The following is a 19,697-nucleotide window of genomic DNA, read 5'->3' as shown; positions in this document are numbered from 1 at the left end:
CCCCGGTCGGCTCCCCGACCGGGGGTTTTGTTTTTTCAGGCCCCTCTATATTTCGCAGAACACTTAAAGGACACACGACATGAACTACGCCACTTATTACCGCTACGACACTTCCACCGCATGGCGATTTAGCCAGCTCCGCTCGGGACAGCCTGCCGCCTCCGATCGGTCACCTATTGGTGGCAAGCCAACACACGTAGCCAATACGGCCAATTGTCGAACACCCCAGTAGGGCCAGCGCGCGGGAACAGCCCGCCGCTTGCCCAGGAAGCCTTGAATATGAACTCTGCCACCTCCGCTTTGCCCGTCTCTGCCCTGACCAGCGCCAATGAAGCCCTGACCCAGCGCCTGCCCAGCTCTCTTGAGCTCAAGCACCAATTGCCTCTCAGCCCGTTCCTCAACGAGCAAGTCCACGCCCATCGCCAAGCCGTGCGCGCCATCCTCAATGGCGAAGATTCACGTTTGCTGGTGATCGTCGGCCCGTGCTCGATCCATGACCCTGAGTCGGCCATGGAATACGCACGCAACCTCAAGAAGCTCGCGCTGGACGTCAGCGACCAGATGCTGCTGGTGATCCGTGCCTACGTCGAAAAACCGCGCACCACCGTCGGCTGGAAAGGCTTGGCTTACGACCCGCACCTGGACGGCAGTGATGACATGGCCGCCGGCCTCACCCTGTCCCGCCAACTGATGCGCGAAATGCTACGCCTGGGCTTGCCGGTCGCCACCGAACTGCTGCAACCCATGGCCGCCGGCTACTTCGATGACCTGCTCACTTGGGTCGCGATTGGCGCGCGCACCACCGAATCGCAGATCCACCGCGAAATGGCCAGCGGCCTGGGCATGCCCGTAGGCTTCAAGAACGGCACCGACGGCGGCGTTGCGATTGCGTGTGACGCCATGCGCTCGGCCTCCCATCCGCACCGCCACTTCGGTGTCGACAGCCAGGGCCACCCGGCGATCATTCAGACCCCCGGCAACCCCGACACCCACCTAGTGCTGCGCGGCGGCCACCGAGGGCCGAACTACGATGCGCAGAATGTGGCACAGGTGAAGCAAGATTTGGCCAAGTCAAAGGTGACGGCGAGGCTCATGGTCGATTGCAGCCACGCCAACAGTGGCAAGGACCCGCTGCGTCAACCGGCGGTATTCAACGACGTGCTGGAACAGCGCCTGCAAGGCGACACCTCGCTGATCGGCATGATGCTCGAAAGCCACCTGTTCGAAGGCTGCCAACCGTTGAGCGCGTCGATGAAATACGGCGTGTCGGTGACAGACGGCTGCCTGGGCTGGAGCGGCACCGAGCAGTTGTTGCGCAACGCGGCTGAGCGGTTGCGCCAACAGCACACCATCATTGACTGATGAAGATCAAAAATGTGGGGGCTGGCTTGCCTGCGATAGCGGTATATCAGCGACAGAGTTGTAGCCTGCCACGCCCCATCGCAGGCAAGCCAGCTCCCACATTTGCTCAGTGTTCGGCTCAGTAAGTTGGCGCAGCGTTCAAACTATTCGTGACCTGCGGTAAAGAGTCCTTTTCGGATTCGGCGGTTTTTCCGAAGGAACGACGGGCGGATACTCGACTCCATTGTCTACCCCCCTTCAGGAGTTACTGATGTCTATCGCTACGCAAAACGTTCCGGCCTTCGGCCTTGGCACCTTCCGTCTGCAAGGTCAGGTGGTGATCGATTCCGTCGCCGCCGGCCTGGAACTGGGCTACCGCGTGATCGACACCGCGCAGATCTACGAAAATGAAGCAGACGTCGGCCAAGCCATCGCCGACAGTGGCGTGCCGCGCGATGAGCTATTTATCACCAGCAAAATCTGGATCGCTAACTTCGCCGAAGGCCAGTTGATTCCGAGCCTGCGTGAAAGCCTGCGCAAACTGAAAACCGACTATCTGGACCTCACCTTGATTCACTGGCCTTCACCCGAAAATCAGGTGCCTGTCGCCGAGTTTATGGGCCAGTTGCTGGAAGCCAAACGCCTGGGCCTGACCCGCCAGATCGGCATCTCCAACTTCACCGTCGACTTGATGAAGCAAGCGATTGCAGCCGTTGGCGCGGAGAACATCGCCACCAACCAGATCGAACTGCATCCCTACCTGCAAAACCGCAAGGTCGTGGACTTCGCCACCGCCAACGGTATCCAGATCACGTCCTACATGACCCTGGCCTACGGCGAAGTGCTCAAAGACCCAGTGATCGAGCAAATCGCCGAACGCCATCAGGCTACTCCCGCGCAAGTGGCGCTGGCTTGGGCGATGCAACTGGGCTATGCGGTCATCCCGTCATCGACCAAACGCGCCAACCTGGAAAGCAACCTCAAGGCCCTGCAACTGACCTTGAATGCTGCCGACATGGCGCAGATTGCCGAGTTGGAACGCGGCCATCGCCTGACCAGCCCCAAGGGTATCGCCCCACAATGGGACTAAACCCCTGCCGCAGGCCTGCGGGATAATTCCCGCAGCCAGGGCAGCACACGCAGGCCGGTGCTGGACGCGGGAGGGTCGATAATGTCCATGAAGTGTTCGAGGTTGACGCTGTCCGGCACACCGGGCAACCGGACCAGCACCGTCGGCGTCGCGTCGGGAGTTGTTCCCAGGTCCAGGTGATCGTAGACCAGCACGTGATGCGCCTGGGGTTGAGGCTCGCACGTGTTGATCGCGAGCCCAGCGTTGATGATCAGCACATCAAAGGGCTGTGCCGGGATGGCGGTGAGGAGTTGGACCTCTTCAAAGGTTTGCACCGGTACGATCCGGTGGTACCCCAACTGGTTAAGCATTTTCTCGATGTACAAGCGCTGCAGGTGTTGTTCATCGGCAATCAGGATGGTCAGTGCTTTGTTCGGCATGGCTAATCCCTGGGCAGGCATCGCTCGTCAGTGAGCGAGGCCCATTTTCCAGACATACACTGACGACAAAATCAGGCTTATTCCCGTTCAATGTAGGAGTTGTCCCAAATCCACCGAATGGCTATCAGGCGTGCTTGCTGTGCAGGTGCAGGCTCAGGCTCTGATGCAAGCCATCGACGGCCATGCCTACTGCCTCCACCGCAGCCGACAATGCATCACGGTCACGCCTTTGACACGCCTCCTCCAAGGTTTCGCAACCGGTGACCAACACCTGGGCCCTGACCATCCGCGCACCGCCTTTTATACGATGAGCCAGGTCATGCAGCTTGGCGAAATCCGCGTGCTGTTGCAGCGCCGGCAGCAACAGGCGGTCCTCTGCGAGACTATTGAGCAATGGCAGCAGCAACTCATCAAGCACGGCACCGTCGCCCCCCGTCAGCATGACCAATGCGCTCAAATCAAACGTCGGTTCGGCGTCCTCCACGGCGGCACTGGCAGTGCGCGATGCCAGCGCCACACGCAAATCATCAAGACCGGTCGGTTTGAATAGACAACCATCCATGCCCGCCTGCCTGCAGCGCTCAGTTTCCTCCGGTTGCGCGTTGGCGGTGAACCCCAGCAACAGGCACGGAACCAGGCCGAGCCGACGCTCTTGTGCACGGATATCACGGGCCAACGTGTAGCCGTCCATAACAGGCATATTGCTATCGGTGATCACGCCATCAAAATGCCCGGCCTGCCACAGTGCGAACCCCTCGGCGCCATCTTCGGCCGTGACGATGCGATGCCCCAGGAAGCTCAATTGTCGAGTCAGCAGCAGGCGGTTGGCGGGGTAGTCATCCACCACCAGGAGGCTCAATGCATGAGCCGGTGGCACAGGCGGAGCCGATGAGGAAAGCGGTGCAGCGGTGGCCAACTCCAGCGCCAGGGTCACATCCACCCGAGTCCCCTTGCCCAGCACACTGCTCAAATGCAGTTGGCCGCCCATCATCTCGCACAGATTGCGACTGATCACCAAGCCCAACCCCGAACCACTGCGTGCTGATTGATCGTTATTGCTGCCCTGGATAAAGGGGTTGAACAAACGTTGTTGATCCTCGGCACTGATGCCAACCCCCGTGTCCTCCACATACAGCCGAAGGTTCAGATGGTCGCTCGCCACTGCCGGTGTGCACTGGGCGCCCAGGCGTACCTGGCCGGTCGCGGTAAACTTGATGGCATTGCCCAGCAGATTGGACACCACTTGTTTGAAGCGCATAGGGTCGATCAACACTGACCGGTCGATCATCGGGTCGAGCGCCACGTGCAGCAACAGCCCCTTATCCCGCGCCAGCCCTTCGAAAACCCGTGCCACGGAAGCCAACATTTCATGGAGATTGGCAGGTGCCAGGGTCAGGGACAGGTGACCGGTTTCGATCCGCGCAATGTCCAAGATATCGCCGATCAGCTCCAGCATGCTGCGGGACGCCATCGATGCCACTTCGAGGGCATCCTGATCGACGCGGCCCTGCTCGGCGTTCTTCTGAGCCAATTCGATCATGCCGATCACCGCGTTCATGGGCGTTCGGATCTCATGACTCATGGTCGCCAGGAAGGTGGTCTTTGCGCGATTGGCGGCGTCGGCCTCCTCCTTGGCTTCCTGCAACTGGCCCAGCAGGCGCTGGCGTTCGCTGACATCCACCCAGCCAGCAATCATGCCCACCACGTTGCCGTTGCTATCACGGTACGGCAGCATCCATTGGTAAATCGTCAGCACGCCACCGCCGGGCACCTTGAGCACTCGGTCGTGAATCTGCGGCTCCCCCCGCTCCATCAAGCTCAAATAGTCAGCATGGAAAGATTGGGCCTGGGGCGGGTTGCCGGTGTCGGTTTCCACCACGGTCTTGCCGATCACGTCCTCCAGCTTGAAGCCGAACACATCAAGGTAAGCGTTATTACACGCCATCAAGCGGCCCTGGCGGTCACGTACATAAATCGGGTGGGGCGTGCCGTCGATCAGCACGCTCATAAACCGCATCTGGTCGCTCAAGGCCCGTTCGGCCTGGGCACGCTTGTGAATCAGGTTACGCAGGTAGAGCACCCAACCCAACGTGACCAACAACAGCACGGCGGCCAGGCCGAACCCTTGGATAATCACGTTGCGATGGCTGATCCAGTAGCTGTCCTCGATGATGATCTCACTGCGCCAATGGTTGGTCAGTTCGTCCATTTCCTCGGGCGTGATACTCAACAGCGCCTTCTCGAGGATTGAATACAGTTCCAGCTGGCTGCGATTGACGCCGAACGCAATCCGCGCCGGTTCCGTACCCACCGTACTGGTGATACGCAGGCGATCACGGTAATGGCGCGCGATCATGTAACGGGCACTGATCAGCGACACAACCGTCGCATCGACACTGCCTTTGGCGACCAACTCCATGGCTTGCTCAGGGTTCTCGACCGCCACAAAGACGATTCCAGGATAATCCCGCGCCACTTGCACGGCGAGGCTGTTGCCGCCGATAAACGCCAGGCGTTTGCCGGGCATGTCTTCCAGGGTAAGCAGGTGCTCATCGCTGGCGCGCGCGACCAGCACATAGGGGTTGGACAAGTAAGGCCGGGTAAAACGGACTTTCTCGGAGCGCTCGACGCTGGGCGTGATCACCGCCATCATCTCCACTTGGCCAGCGCTGACCTCGTCCACTTGCCGAGGCAACGAACTGCCCTGCACCACCTCGAATTTCAAGCCTGTGCGCAAGCTGATCCGCGACAACACCTCGTCACTCAAGCCGATGAACTGCCCTTGCTCATTGAAAAATGACAGCGGCATAAACTTGTCGAGCGCCGCGACTTTCACGCGTGGATGCTTTTCCAGCCAGCGCTGTTCACTGTCACTCAAGCGCAACCGGTCAGCCTCCAGGAAGCCGCTGCCGCCCGCACTCCAGCGCCGCAGAATTTCCATCTGCTGGCCGGCCGGGATGACAGCCAGCGCGGCATTGACGATCTTCAACAGGCGGATATTGTCCCCGGTGAAAGCGAACCCGAACGGGTTGACCTCCAGCGCGGAAAAATCAGCCATGCGCACGTTATTCAGGTGATTCTTGTTGATCAGGTAGCGGGTGCTGATGGCATCGCCGAGGTAAACATCGGCCTGGCCGAACGCTACGGAACCGATGGCCTGGTGGGTCGAGCCATATAACAACAATTGCGCCTGGGGATAAAAGGCCTGGACAGCGTCGGGCTGCATATAGTGGTAGAGCATCGCGACACGTTTGCCGGCCAGGTCGACGCTCAATGAATGACTGTCCCCCGCGCGGGTCACCAATACGGGTTGATCATTGGCGTAGGAACGGGACAATACCAGCGCTTTGTCGGCCGCCTCATAACCGTTGGCCGACCCGACCAGATCCACGTTGCCCAGCTTGAGTGCCTCGATCACTTCATCGCGGGTGTCGTAGCGCCTAACCTCGATAGGTACATTTAAAATAAGGCTGATCAGCCACGTATAGTCAGCAGTGATCCCTTCAAAATCATTATCGTTGCTCAAGTCGAAAGGGGCGTAGTCGGGCGCGGACACCCCCATCACTAACGTGCGCCGCTCGCGCAGCCAGCGCCAGTCGCTTTCATCAAGCTCAACACTGGGGTGTTCAAGGGAAGAATGGCCGAGGAGCCGCAGGGTATGGGGTTCGTCCAGGGCCATCGCCGAGTAGGGCAACAGCCCCAACAGCAGGATGGCCGTGAGTTTCAGCCGCCGAAAGGTGGTCATTTCAGATCAGATCAGGTGGTTGCGCTGCGCAAACTTGGACAGGTGCACTACCGATGACATGCGCAGCTTCTCCTTGAGTCGCGTCTTGTAGGTGCTGATAGTCTTATGGCTCAACAGCATGTCCTCAGCGATTTCCTTGTTGCCCAGGCCCAGCGCCAACTTTTGCAACACGGTCAGCTCGCGGTCCGACAGTGCGTCCACCAATTCCTGCTCGGTGGTCTGCAAATCGTCGCGGCGGACTGAACTGGTGGGCAGGCTGGGGAAGCAACTGTAACCAGACCGGATCGCCCTGATTGCCTTTTGCAACTCATCAAGCTCACCCGTCTTGGCCACAAAGCCCATGGCCCCGGCGCGCATGCAGCGGGTGGAGAAGAACACCGCAAGATAAGAGGTCAGTACCAGGATCTTGCAAGGCAGTTCGAGCGCCTTGATCCGGCTGATCACCTCCAACCCGCCGAGCTTGGGCATTGCCAGATCGAGGATGACCAGGTCCGGACGATGCACCCGCGCAATCTGCATAGCGTCGGCACCGTTGCCCGCTTCCAGGATTTCAACGAAGCCTTCCTGTTTCAACAGATGTTTCACAGTGGCGCGTATAAAAGGGTGATCATCCACAATTAAAGCTTTGCTCATAAGACTCCCCCGAGAGGATCAGTACGCTTACATATCACGCGGGACCTATCTACCTGTGAAAAGTAACAGTTCCGACAAACGGCGCTGATTACTCTGCAGGCAGTACAGACCCCTCCTTTTGATAAAACACGGTAAACACATAGAGCCACGCCCTGGTTCCTGAGGCGCAAGCGGGAAACCTTAACAACAGCGTGTCTTATCAAATGAAGGGATAGTCTCGAATTATTGTAGGACTTTTCCTCGCAATAGCATGACCCGCGTAGCACGGGACAATGCCTGACAGCCGGGGACTACTCGGTAGTACTGGGGCTCCAGAACGCCTGCACGACGAGGGTAGACATCGAAATTCGCGCCACCAGCGCATCCAGTTCGTCACCGTCTACCGACGTCACGGCCAGGGTGGCTTCTATTTCCACCTCCTCCGTGCCGAAGGGGCGCACGTCGACATCGCTGGCGGGATAGTTACAACGCGCCAGCTCGGCTTCCAGCAACGCCAATACGGCTTTCTGCTGAGTACGCCGTGCAATGACATACAGGATATTGGTGACCTCCGCCGACACCACGTCCAACGGCTGACGGTTGATGTTATTGACGATCGGCCGCAGCAAGGTGTTGGCCGCCAGCACAAACAGGGTGCCCAGCAGCGCTTCCAGGATCAGGTCGGCACCCGCGCAGGCACCCACCGCCGCCGACGCCCAGAGGGTGGCGGCCGTGTTGAGCCCACGCACGTTGCCTTCTTCGCGCATGATCACGCCGGCGCCGAGAAAGCCGATGCCCGAGACCACATACGCCACCACCCGTACCGCGCCTTCCGCACCGCCGAGACGGTTGGCCATGTCGACGAAGATCGCCGCGCCCACCGCCACCAGCACGTTGGTCCGCAGACCTGCCGTGCGCTGTCGGTACTGGCGCTCGAAACCGATCAGACCACCGAGGATGAAGGCCGCGGTGAGGCTGACCAGCGTATCAACCAGGGAATTGAGGTTGATGTTGTCGATTGCTTGCATAGAAAATCTTCCCTGTTTATTGCCAGCCGAACTTACGGATGTAGTAGCCCTTCACCGCCTGGGTCAGCGCCATGTACGCCAGCAGGATCACCGGCAGGAACACAAAGTACAGCGACGGCAGCGCCTGCAATTTGAAGTAGTGCGCCAGCGGCCCCATCGGCAGGAAAATCCCCACGGCCATGATCACACCGGTCATCACCATCAACGGCATCGCCGCACGGCTCTGCAGGAACGGGATTTTCGGGGTGCGGATCATGTGCACGATCAGCGTCTGGGTCAGCAGCCCCACCACGAACCAGCCGGACTGGAACAGCGTCTGGTGATCCGGGGTGTTGGCATCGAAGACATACCACATGAGCGCGAACGTGGTGATGTCAAAGATCGAACTGATCGGCCCGAAAAACAGCATGAACCGCCCCACATCGCCGGGCTGCCAGCGTTGCGGCTTGGCGAGCATCTCGGCGTCGACGTTATCGAACGGAATCGCGATCTGCGAAATGTCATACAGCAGGTTCTGCACCAGCAGGTGCATCGGCAGCATCGGCAGGAACGGAATAAACGCACTGGCCACCAGCACCGAAAACACGTTGCCGAAGTTGGAACTGGCAGTCATCTTGATGTACTTGAGCATGTTGGCGAAGGTACGCCGGCCTTCCAGCACGCCCTCCTCCAGAATCATCAGGCTCTTTTCCAACAGGATGATGTCGGCGGCTTCCTTGGCGATATCCACCGCACTGTCGACCGAAATCCCGATATCGGCAGTACGCAGCGCCGGCGCGTCGTTGATGCCATCCCCCATAAAGCCCACCACATGCCCGTTAGCCTTGAGCAGGCGCACGATGCGCTCCTTGTGGGACGGCGTCAGCTTGGCGAACACATTGGTGGTTTCCACGGCCTTGGCCAGCTCGGCGTCGGTCATGTCCTCGATGTCATTGCCCATCAGCAGGCCCTGTTGCTCCAGGCCCACTTCGCGGCAGATTTTAGCGGTGACCAGTTCGTTGTCCCCTGTCAGCACTTTCACGGCGACGCCGTGGGCTTTGAGAGCCTTGAGCGCAGGCGCGGTGCTTTCCTTCGGTGGGTCGAGAAAAGCCACATAACCGATCAACGTGAGGTTTTTTTCATCCGCCAGGCTGTAGGTGTCGCGCCCAGGCGCCATCGGTTGCGCGGCCACGGCCACCACGCGCAGGCCTTCTTCGTTGAACGCGGCGGTGACCTGGCGAATGCGCGCCAGCAGGTCATCGGTCAGCGCTTCGTTGACGTCGCCATGGCGCACGTTGTTGCACACCGACAGAATCTCTTCGACCGCCCCTTTGCAGATCAACAGGTGTGGCTGGCCTTGCTCGGCGACCACGACGGACATGCGGCGACGATTGAAGTCGAACGGGATCTCATCGACTTTCTGGAACGCCGTACCCACCTTCAGCTCGCGATGCACCTCCACATGCTCCAGCACCGCCACGTCCAACAGGTTTTTCAGGCCCGTCTGGTAGTAGCTGTTGAGGTAGGCCATTTCCAACACGTCGTCGGACTCTTCCCCCCACACGTCCACATGGCGCGCGAGGAAAATCCTGTCCTGGGTCAGGGTGCCGGTCTTGTCGGTGCACAGCACGTCCATGGCGCCGAAGTTCTGGATTGCGTCCAGACGCTTGACGATGACTTTTTTACGCGAGAGAAACACCGCGCCTTTGGCCAGGGTCGAGGTGACGATCATCGGCAGCATTTCCGGGGTCAGGCCCACAGCAATCGACAGCGCGAACAACAGCGCTTCAGTCCAGTCACCCTTGGTGAACCCGTTGATGAACAGCACCAGTGGCGCCATCACGAACATGAAGCGGATGAGCAACCAACTGACCTTGTTGACGCCTTGCTGGAACGAGGTGGTCGCGCGGTCGGTAGCGGTGACGCGCTGGGCCAACGCACCGAAATAGGTGCTGTTGCCGGTGGTCAGGATCACCGCCGTCGCCGCGCCGGACACCACGTTGGTGCCCATGAACAGGATGTTTTCCAGGTCCAGCGGGTTACGGGTGTTGGCATCTTGCTGCTGGGCGAACTTCTCCACCGGCATCGATTCGCCGGTCATCGCCGCCTGGCTTACGAACAGGTCCTTGGCACTGATGACACGGCAGTCGGCGGGGATCATGTCACCGGCCGACAGCACGATCAGGTCACCCGGCACCAAGTGTTTGATCGGCAGCTCGATGCGCTTGGTTTCATCCCGACGCAGCACGGTCGCCGTGTTGCTCACCATGGCCTTGAGGGCGTCGGCCGCCTTGTTCGACTTGGCCTCCTGCCAGAAGCGCAGCAGTGTCGAGAGCACCACCATGGAGAAAATCACCGTGGCCGCCTTCATGTCCTCGGTCAGCCAGGAGATCACCGCCAGCAAAGTCAGCAGCAGGTTGAAGGGGTTTTTGTAGCAATGCCACAGGTGCACCCACCACGGCAGCGGCTGCTCGTGCTCGACTTCGTTGAGGCCGTATTGCACGCGCAGGGCGTCGGCTTCCTGGGTGTTCAAGCCTTCGGAGTGGCTGCCCAGCGTGCCGAGCAATTGCACGGCACTGCTGTTGGCCGAAATCACCAGGGTTTGCGCCAGGGTCGGCGGCACTTCGCGGCTGACGCTGGCGTCGGCCACGGTGTCGAGCATCGCCAAGCGGCGGAAATGCCGGGCGATATGCCGGGTCCGCAGGAAGCCGGCGAAGAACTCTTTCAACAGTGTGAAGTTCATGGTGTTACTCCTGCGCGAGGAAACACTCGTGCAGGTACCGCCTCGCGCACCGCGCCCGTTTTAAAGGCACAGCCGGCTTGGCCCGCCCGCCGCAAAAGGCAGGCGCGTCCGTAGCATCCCGAGGTTAATCAGGTGCTGGTCAGCGTCGATGAGAGGGAATCGGACAGGAGCCAGGACTGGTCACTGCCGCGATGCCGCTTCTCGCTTTATTGGCGAGACAACGGCATCTGGAAAATGCGCGTTACCTTGCCAAGTCTATGCCGGTCAACGAAACCGGCCGACTACTGTCACTCGAACAAGTACCCACTGAGGGTCTCCGCAATTGATGAAAACGCGCGAAGCTTACGCCCCGATACTAGGAGAGTAAACCGTAGGAAAGCTTCCGAATGATGAATAAGAAGATTCTTCAGGGAGGGTTCAGGTACGCCTTTTCCTGGGCCCACTGAGGATCAAATGTGGGAGGAAGCAAGCTCCCGCCCATAGGCTTGGGTGTACATTTACTGTGACGCGGTGTCCGGTCGGTCCCTTGCCACCAATGCCAGGTAATCATCCACCTGCCCACCGCCCAATGCCTTGACCTGAATCGACACCCTGTTCACCTGCCGCCCCATCGTGATTCCTTCACGGGTACGCACCTGCACATAACCGAGTTTTGGCCAGAAACGTTCAGCACGGGTGTTGCCGATGACCACCGTCAACCGCAACCATTGGCCGTCATTGCGAACCACCCACGCTTCAAGATCCGCATGCAGCTGGTGCGCCAGCCCGGTGCCGTGCAACCGTGCATCCACCAGCAACAGACCGATATGCCAGACGCCGACCGCCAACACATCCGCCGCAATGTTCACCACCGCCACCAGCTCATTGTCCTGATCGCGGTAACCCAGCCAATACATCCGCCGGCATGTCCACCCTACCGGCAACTGCCCCAGCAACTCCTCATGCGCTTCAGTCGGCGTGGCCGGCTCGCCATTCACGGCGACGAAGTAATCCGGTGCGCGTTCAAAAAACCGCTGCAACTCGGCTGCATCCCCACCGCCCAGCTCAGTCACCCGAATGCCCGCAACGGAGCCCCCCGGCAACAGGTGCGCATCCACGTCCATGTTCATCCGCCCTCAATCGTCCCGCGTCAGGACTTCCAACAACTCGATCTCAAAGCGCAGATGACTGTTGGGCTTGATATGTGCGCCCATCGACCGCTCGCCATAAGCCAAATGCGCCGGCACGAACAAGCTGCGCACACCGCCCACCTGCATGCCCATCAAGCCCTGGTCCCAGCCCTTGATCACACGCCCGGTACCGATCACACACTGAAACGGCTTGCCCCGCTCCCAGGACGAATCGAACACCGTGCCGTCTTCCAGGGTGCCGGTGTATTGGGTGGTAATCAGCGCGCCCTTGACCACGGTTTTGCCGGTGCCGGGGCGGAGGTCGGTGATTTGGAGTTCTTCGTGGCTCATGGGCGTCCCTTTGGATACATAGTGTTTGCTTGTGTTGCTTTAAGCAGAGAGTTCGCGCAAGGCTGCCGTCGCTAAGAAACCTGACCGCGATGCATAGCGGTGGTCCTTTTGCACACGCTCATCAATACGTTGCAACAGGTGTTCAGGCAAAGAAGCATTGAACCGTACCGACTTACCCAGATAGGGCGTGAGATCAAAGTCGACAATCGCCCAAACGCCACCGGCGAAATCCGGGTTACTTAAATGCGCATCAACCTCCAGTGCCTGAGGAAGCCGTTCCTGATCGGCAACCAGCCCTTCGAGATGCAAAGCCAATGCCTCGCGGACATTATCCAGTGCTTCGGAAAAAGACCCTCCCGCCGAGAAACAACCCGGCACGTCAGGGACCGTCACGCTGTAATCCGAGTCAGCATCTTTGTGCACGACCACCGGGAATTTCATTGCTCCTCCTCTAGACAAGCCCCTCAGGAGCTCGTCCAACTCATTCAGCAGCATCAATATTTGAGACCGGCTGATTTGAAAATACTGTGCAGAGTGCCTTTGGCGATCTCCGACTTGGGATGAGGGACGGTTATTCGCCCCCGCTTCACAGGGTGTTTGAACTGATGGTGACTGCCTTTAACTGCCACCTCAAACCAACCCTCCGCAACCAGCAGGTCAATCAGCTCTCGACTTCTCATCGCCCAACCCTTAGGTGTGTATATTACACACCGCCGCATGGCAATGCGTTATTTGTACACACGAGACACACTCATGAAAAGGCCCGCTTTACCTGCAAGCGGGCTTATGTGACGCGATGATGACGATGTGCAACTCCCTTACGCGAGCAAACTAATGTCAGTTTTTGTGCCCAGGTTTCGGTGGGTACAAAAGGCGGGTGGAATTTGACCGGATAAGCGTCGGCTATCTTGAGTTCTGCACAGCCACGCAGAATCTTGAAGCGGTCACAGGAGCCAGATCGGCGACATTTCCCTTTAACTTGCAGGACGATTCCGAGAGGATCTCGACCGCTTGCGCCGCTCAAATCACGGCCCTGCGTTTTGGTGGATCGGACGCTGCCGTGTATACAGCCGAGCTAATACAGTGCTATCAGGGTGAGGGGGCATACTCCCTCACCATTGGTCGTCGGCACTGCCCTTACGAAAGAATACGACTTACCCTCGCCAAAAAGTCACGCCAGCTTATTTCAGGCTAACAGCGCCCGCGTTCAACCTATGAAGAGCCCATTAACTCTGAATAGGGAATATCAGAATGACCATCGGTTCCAACTTCAACTACTCTGCCGACATCGCTCAACGGCATCATCGAGAAAAGCGCTCCAGCAAGAATAAATGGAGAGCGACATACCCCAACCCGCCTGATTTGTGCTTTGACTACCGCGCGTTGGTGGAGCAAGTAAATGGCATCGCGCTGGCCACTGAAACCCAACATAAAATCTGCATCATCGGCGCGGGCATTACAGGCTTAACAACCGCACGCGAACTGTATCGATGCGGTTTCACCAACCTGACTTTACTTGAAAAATCGACACGCATTGGCGGCAGGCACCTTACCGCCCTTGGGCACAACAATACCAACACTGTCGGCAGACCACCTTTCGAGATGGGGGCAATGAGGATGCCGTTCTTCAACCACTCAAGCGAGCCCCCTAAAGAGGGGCGATCACTGATGGCCTATTACGCCAATGCGTTCGAATTACGTCATTCAGACTTTCCAAACCCGGGTAGCCCTGCAGTGCGCTCAACGGGCATCTACCTGCGAGAGGGAAGCATCGATAACAGCACAGAACCCACCATGCTCATCTGGAAAAACGCCGATGGAAAAACCCCGCCTCCGGGTCAAACGTTGGGCAACGTTTTTGCAAAATGGAAAGTCTTCGCCGAACGCATGACGCTGATCATCGCCGAACATTATGGCGCTGAACATTGGGAGGACATGTGGGCGTCGATAGTCAGAACATATGAAGGTATTTCCTTTCGCGACCTGGTCAAAATGCCAAGTATCGACAACTGGAATCAAAGCAACCCTGGAAACTTTGGTGGCATGGGCATGACGGCGCAGGAGTCGGCTGTTTTCTACGCGATCGGAATTGGTGATGGCAGTTGGGGAGCGTTTTATGACGTCTGCGCGCTTTATCCGCTACGCACGGCAATATTCGGGTTCAGTAGTCATCTGCAATTGATCCACGGCCGCGTAAACGCGGACGGCACCCTCATGGCCTCGCCTTACTTGGATGCTCCCGAGACGTTGGATTCGAGAGGCATTGCGTTCAACAAACCAAACTACATCGGCCTTGGATCGCTGGCCGAGTCCCTGCTCTTCATCAAACCCGGCGAAACGCAGGATTCCTTGTACGAACACCTCATAAAAAGTCAGTCCGGGTTATTGACCAGCAGTGCAGTGACAAAACTGAAGAAACTTAACAACGGGCAAATACGCGTCTATTACGACTGGAGCATCAGCCCAAAAGGAACATCGAGCAGCGCATTCATCGATTGCGATTCTGTCGTAATGACGCTGCCCTCATGGCTGATCGAAACACAGATATCCATTGAAGGTTTCAGCCAGGAAATGCTCCCCTTCGAGATCACAGAAGCCTACAAAACAGCTCATTGGGAAACCAGCTGTAAAGTGTACGCCCCGCTTAAAAAGTCGTTCCTCTCTCACAACAAGAACATCCCCCAGACGCTCGTGACAGACAGTTTAGTTCATGATGTATATACGTACCGCTACAACAACACCAACACCTATGATTGCATCCTACTCAGCTATACGTGGGAAGATGATGCCACAAAGTTATCGGTGTTCAGCGATGAAGAGCTTGTAGACAAATGCATCGAAGACCTTGACCGAATCTTGTTGAAAGCCACAAACATAAAAGAAAAAATATCACCCTACATCGGACGTAAACAAGCGGTCGTGCAACGCTGGATGAACGATAAAAACTCACTGGGTTGCGCAAAGCTTTACCGTGCAGGTACTTACTATAACGCTATGAAACTACTGCAATATAATCGTAACTTTTCTCATACGTCAGGCCTTTACCTCTGTGGGGAGTCTTTTTCCGTCGATGCAGGCTGGACGGAACCCTGTTTCAGAGGAGCAGTGGATACCGTGATAAACATTTGCAACAAAACCCATGCAACATTCAACGGAAGTTTTACTATGCAGGACTATCCCACCTACAAAGCCGAACCGTAAAAGAAAGAGACTACAACGCAACGGGAATCGCCCGACTTTCAATTAAACATTTACTCGCCTCTTATAAACACCCAACCGATTTCCGGTTGTATAACAATAAGAGGTCACCTCCATGAGCGAACCAGCAAGCCCTGCACGCGTAGCGGTCATACAACTTGATCCACAGGTTGGCATGAATAACCGAGCCAATAACTTGCATCAAAGTCTTGCACTGGCAACCGAAGCCGCAAACGGCGGAGCCAACCTGATCGTGCTGCCTGAGCTCACCAATTGCGGGTATTTTTTCAGCAGTCGCCAGGATGCTTTTGATCACGCCGAACTGATTCCAGACGGTACCAGCGTGCAGGCATGGATAGATTTTGCCTGCAGGCATCAGGTTTATCTGGTGGCTGGCCTGTGCGAAATAGACGGTATGCAGTTGTTCAATACGGCCGTGCTGCTAGGTCCTGACGGGTTTATCGGCAAATACCGCAAAGCGCATTTGTGGAACCTGGAAAAGCTTTGGTTCACACCTGGCAATACGGGCTTTCCAGTGTTTGAAACGTCGATCGGCCGTATTGGCTTGCTGATTTGTTGGGATATCTGGTTCCCGGAGGTGCCCCGCATTCTTGGCCAGCAAGGTGCCGATATTATTTGCAGCCTGAATAACTGGGTGTGGACGCCACCGCCGCTATTCGATGAGGCAGGCAAATGCATGGCGTCATACCTGACGATGACCGCCGCCCACGTCAATAATGTGTTTATCGCCGCCGCCAGCCGCATTGGCGAAGAGCGTGGAGCGCGCTACCTCGGATGCTCGTTGATTGCCGGCACCAACGGCTGGCCGATTGGCGCGGTAGCTTCGGCCAATCGCCAGGAAATCCTGTTCGCGGACATTGATGTCACCAGCGCCCGCAGTGCTCCGATCTGGAACAGCCTCAATGACCTGCAACGTGATCGACGTAATGATCTCTACGATCAAATGCTCGGTTACTCCCAACACCCCGCCCTTCCGCGTTGATCGGAGGGCACAGCATGAAAACACTCATTACCGAAACGAGATCCGGTTGCTCCTGGATGGACGTCACCGTCCTGATGCTGGGGTTGAGTAGCGTACTGCTGGTGCTTTGGGTAGCGCTGAGCACTCAAGGCTCATGGCCGGGCTATGCCGAGATGGTCGCGAGCCTGCCCCATCCGGTTGCGTGGCTACGGTGGATACTGGGGGATATCAGTGAAGTAGCCTTCTACAAGCATGAACTTGCATCACTCGGCTTGCTGGGCGGCGCTTACCTGGCTTGGTGGGCGAGCAAGCACGGTAAGACCTGGCAGGGATTTTCCATTTCCTACGGAACGGGACTGTGGCCTTGGCTGATAACCAGTTCACTGTTGGGGCTACTGCTGAGCAATCTACTGTGGGGCTGGAGCGTCACCGCACAGACGTGGCAACCGACGTTCGCGGCGTTCGTCTCATTACCGGCGGCGATGGTGCTGATGTTCGGTGGCGGCTGGAAAGTTGCGATAAACGGTGCGGTGCTGGGCGCATTGCTGGTGACGCCTATGTGCTTGTTGATCGTGAACTTCGTGTGCGTACCGCTAGGTCTTCCAGTGGTTATCGGCAACGTGGTGGGCATGGCCGTCGGCAGTGTCATAGCGTTTGTACTGTGTCGTCGAGTGCCCTTGCTGGTGCGTTCCGATTACATCGCCCCCGCCAGACCGGCGCCTGCAAAACCGCCGACTTACGGGATAGCCTGGAGCCTTCGACGGGTACTGGCAGACTTTTCCGAAGCGCCGTTTTTTGGGAACGAACTCGCCAGTCTCGGGTTGCTGGCAGGCGTGTTATTGGCATACGCCCTGAACCCCGTCAGCCCGGCGTATGGATCAGGCCTGGTCTTGCCGTTGCTGGGCGCCCAGGCGCTGACATCGTTGTCAGGTGTCGTGATCTGGCGAAAACAGTGGATCAAACGAGGCTGGTACCCAACCTACGTGCCACTGGTATCCGTCGTGCCTGCGGCTGTATTGACCCATGGTGGTAGTTGGACAGTCATTGCTTCGAGTGCACTGCTCGGGGCGCTAATCGCGCCGCCATTGGCCTGTGCGATTGCAGCGCGCGTGCCCGCACACGTTCACCCGTATATAGGTAATGTCACTTCAATGGCGTTGAGTACATTGATGATAGTGCCGCTGGTAGGTTGGTTAGTTCAAGCGTAAGAGCCTTCCCACGCTGCGCGCCTTCTGCAGCGTGGGAACAGCTTTCGGTCTCTCACAACCACCGCCAAAACCGACTCCAGAATCCCCGCCCCAAATCATCCTTACACCCCGCATATTGCTGCGCATACATCTGCGAGCGCGCCTGAACCTTGCTGGCCACCGGCGGCAACCAGGCTTTGCTGGCGTAGGTGCGCTGGCGGTAGCCGCCCCAGCCTTCGTGGTAGTTCAGGTACTGGCCGTAGGCGTCGTATTTGTACACGCCGTTGACGCTGTAGGTCTTGTCCATGTACCAGCCGACAAAGTCGATGGCGTCGTCGAAGTCATGGCGACTGGCGCCGCTGCGGCCGGTGCTTTTGCGGTAGTCGTTCCACACTTCATCCTTGGCCTGGGCGTAACCGGCGGCGGTAGAGACGCGGCCCCAGGGGATGATCCACAGCAGGTATTTGCGTGGGGCCAAGGCGTCCTGATGGAAACCCGACTCTTGGTACATGATGGCGAACGGCACCTGGATCGGCACGCCCCAACGCTTTTGCGTGACTTTGGCGGCGTCGTACCAGTCGTCCTTTTCACGGAAGATGCTGCAGAGATCGTTGGGGTTGCGTGGCGGTGAAGTACCGCACGCCGCCAACAGAGAAGAGAGGAGTAACAGTCCGACGGCTTTGCCTGCGCTCAAGGGGCACCTGTGTGTCATACGCGTAAAAGGCCGCCAGTTTACGCGTATCACACTCAAGTACAGCGCTACCGTGACGGGTAAAGCGGCGTCCTTGCCACTCGACCCAAAGGTTTAAGCCAACGGCACGCGACGGTTGGTCAGCGCCAGGCGACCCACAAAAAAGCTCAAGGCCGCACCCAGCAACAGCATGGCCAAGGTGCTCCAGGCAGCGCGCGACAGTTGCTTGGCGGCCACTTCGGCGGCTTCACGGGCTTTTTGTTCAGCCTGTTGTTTCAGCTCATCGACCTTCTGCATGGCCTGTTGATAGGCCTGGGCGTAGTTGTCGACGATCTGCGTGGCTTCTTCTTTGCTCTTGCCGGTACGGGCAGCCACGATGTTGACCAGGGCTTCTTTATCGGCCGCGTTCAGCGCAGGCTCACCGGAGGCTTTGACGCGCTCGAACCATTGCTTCAGCGCATCGCCGGCCTGGGCAGGGTCGGTCGCTGCGGCGGTGGCGGACTGTTTGCCATCGGCGGCGGCCTGGTCGGTCTTCTGCTCGACGTTAGCCGGGTCCAGTTCAGGCTTGCCGCTCTGCTTGAGCAAGGTATCGAGTTCGCCTTGCAGGCTGTTCCAATCCAACTGGATACCCTGCTCGTTCAGTTGTTGCTTGATGCTGTCACCAATGCCTGGCGCCGCCGCGGCGATACCACTGCCTGCAGCCGACAGGCCTTTACCGACCACATTGCCGGCAGTGCCGACGACACTGGCGGCCAAGCCAGCCAGCAGCCAGGTGGTGAGCAAGGTGGTGACGGTCCAGGTCAGCACGCCGTGCAGGCCGCCGCGATCCGGTGCCGTGCGGCCGGCGACAAACGCGCCAACGCCGATGGCAACCAGCGTGGAGACGAACAGCCAGATCCCTGCACCGGTGCCGAAACCGCTCAGCGGGTTACCGGCTTCCATGGGGTTGACCGCGCTGGCACCGATGGCCGTGCCCAGCACACTGAGTACCAGATAGGTCACCAGGGCAATTGCACTACCGGCGAGCACCGAGCTCCAGGACACACGAAACAGCGAGCGATTGGTTTCATAGACAGTGGTCATACAGAGGTCCTTCACACGTTATGGGAGCAAGGCGAAATGCCTTGATGGGTGTGAGTGTGGCGAAACGACATACGTTCAGTCGTGGCCCAAATGCACCAGGTGGCCTGGTGCATTCGCACTCCCCTCCCTGCACTTTCTC

Annotated in this window: 16 protein-coding genes; 5 read left to right on the top strand and 11 right to left on the bottom strand. The window is 58.2% G+C overall.

The features are described from left to right. Positions 1-279: 279 nt before the first annotated feature. Positions 280-1,362: a 3-deoxy-7-phosphoheptulonate synthase gene (locus AO064_RS29740; RefSeq protein WP_064055501.1), complete on the top strand. Its 1,083-nt coding sequence runs from the start codon at positions 280-282 to the stop codon at positions 1,360-1,362. A 250-nt stretch (positions 1,363-1,612) separates the two neighbouring features. Next, positions 1,613-2,431 carry a 2,5-didehydrogluconate reductase DkgB gene (gene dkgB, locus AO064_RS29735; protein ID WP_064055500.1) on the top strand — a complete coding sequence of 273 codons (819 nt, stop codon included), beginning with the start codon at positions 1,613-1,615 and terminating at the stop codon, positions 2,429-2,431. On the opposite strand, the gene AO064_RS29730 is transcribed toward dkgB, so the two are convergent. From AO064_RS29730 to AO064_RS30545, 9 genes are all read right to left on the bottom strand, one after another. Then, positions 2,428-2,850, bottom strand: coding sequence for an ANTAR domain-containing protein (locus tag AO064_RS29730; RefSeq protein ID WP_064055499.1), 423 nt, complete (start codon positions 2,848-2,850; stop codon positions 2,428-2,430). The two genes, dkgB and AO064_RS29730, sit on opposite strands and share 4 nt — an antisense overlap. Before the next feature lie 124 nt (positions 2,851-2,974). Next, positions 2,975-6,595 carry a transporter substrate-binding domain-containing protein gene (locus AO064_RS29725; RefSeq protein ID WP_064055498.1) on the bottom strand — a complete coding sequence of 1,207 codons (3,621 nt, stop codon included), beginning with the start codon at positions 6,593-6,595 and terminating at the stop codon, positions 2,975-2,977. A 6-nt stretch (positions 6,596-6,601) separates the two neighbouring features. Continuing rightward, on the bottom strand, positions 6,602-7,228 hold the full coding sequence (locus AO064_RS29720; protein WP_012723417.1) for a response regulator transcription factor: 627 nt from the start codon (positions 7,226-7,228) through the stop codon (positions 6,602-6,604). 290 nt (positions 7,229-7,518) lie between these two features. Then, positions 7,519-8,235 carry an MgtC/SapB family protein gene (locus AO064_RS29715; protein WP_012723416.1) on the bottom strand — a complete coding sequence of 239 codons (717 nt, stop codon included), beginning with the start codon at positions 8,233-8,235 and terminating at the stop codon, positions 7,519-7,521. A gap of 16 nt (positions 8,236-8,251) precedes the next feature. Then, positions 8,252-10,957, bottom strand: coding sequence for a magnesium-translocating P-type ATPase (gene mgtA / locus AO064_RS29710; RefSeq protein WP_046035934.1), 2,706 nt, complete (start codon positions 10,955-10,957; stop codon positions 8,252-8,254). Between the two features lie 497 nt (positions 10,958-11,454). Continuing rightward, on the bottom strand, positions 11,455-12,060 hold the full coding sequence (locus AO064_RS29705) for a GNAT family N-acetyltransferase (protein WP_064055520.1): 606 nt from the start codon (positions 12,058-12,060) through the stop codon (positions 11,455-11,457). A gap of 12 nt (positions 12,061-12,072) precedes the next feature. Then, positions 12,073-12,417 carry an FKBP-type peptidyl-prolyl cis-trans isomerase gene (locus AO064_RS29700; protein WP_064055497.1) on the bottom strand — a complete coding sequence of 115 codons (345 nt, stop codon included), beginning with the start codon at positions 12,415-12,417 and terminating at the stop codon, positions 12,073-12,075. A 39-nt stretch (positions 12,418-12,456) separates the two neighbouring features. Further along, positions 12,457-12,858: a type II toxin-antitoxin system HicB family antitoxin gene (locus AO064_RS29695; protein ID WP_064055496.1), complete on the bottom strand. Its 402-nt coding sequence runs from the start codon at positions 12,856-12,858 to the stop codon at positions 12,457-12,459. A 53-nt stretch (positions 12,859-12,911) separates the two neighbouring features. Continuing rightward, positions 12,912-13,097, bottom strand: coding sequence for a type II toxin-antitoxin system HicA family toxin (locus AO064_RS30545; protein WP_082894011.1), 186 nt, complete (start codon positions 13,095-13,097; stop codon positions 12,912-12,914). Between the two features lie 571 nt (positions 13,098-13,668). On the opposite strand from AO064_RS30545, the gene AO064_RS29690 reads away from it, so the two are divergent. The 3 genes from AO064_RS29690 to AO064_RS29680 all read left to right on the top strand — a co-directional run bounded on the left by AO064_RS29690 (position 13,669) and on the right by AO064_RS29680 (position 17,805). Then, entirely contained in the window at positions 13,669-15,618 is a 1,950-nt protein-coding gene (locus AO064_RS29690; protein WP_064055495.1) for a flavin monoamine oxidase family protein, read from the top strand. Positions 15,619-15,730: 112 nt separating this feature from the next. After that, positions 15,731-16,618 (top strand): nitrilase family protein, encoded by an 888-nt coding sequence (locus tag AO064_RS29685; RefSeq protein ID WP_064055494.1) that lies wholly within the window; start codon positions 15,731-15,733, stop codon positions 16,616-16,618. A gap of 14 nt (positions 16,619-16,632) precedes the next feature. Then, entirely contained in the window at positions 16,633-17,805 is a 1,173-nt protein-coding gene (locus tag AO064_RS29680; RefSeq protein ID WP_064055493.1) for a hypothetical protein, read from the top strand. A 52-nt stretch (positions 17,806-17,857) separates the two neighbouring features. Here AO064_RS29680 and AO064_RS29675 read toward each other — a convergent pair whose 3' ends face one another. Together AO064_RS29675 and AO064_RS29670 are read right to left on the bottom strand one after the other, a co-directional pair. Next, complete coding sequence (locus AO064_RS29675; RefSeq protein ID WP_012723408.1) at positions 17,858-18,478, bottom strand: transglycosylase SLT domain-containing protein; 621 nt, start codon at positions 18,476-18,478, stop codon at positions 17,858-17,860. A gap of 111 nt (positions 18,479-18,589) precedes the next feature. Continuing rightward, positions 18,590-19,558 (bottom strand): hypothetical protein, encoded by a 969-nt coding sequence (locus tag AO064_RS29670; protein ID WP_064055492.1) that lies wholly within the window; start codon positions 19,556-19,558, stop codon positions 18,590-18,592. Positions 19,559-19,697: the final 139 nt, after the last annotated feature.

Source organism: Pseudomonas marginalis, assembly GCF_001645105.1.
Lineage (GTDB): Bacteria > Pseudomonadota > Gammaproteobacteria > Pseudomonadales > Pseudomonadaceae > Aquipseudomonas > Aquipseudomonas petroselini.
Note: the sequence above shows the minus strand (reverse complement) of the source record. Positions and strands in the feature narration are given on the sequence as shown.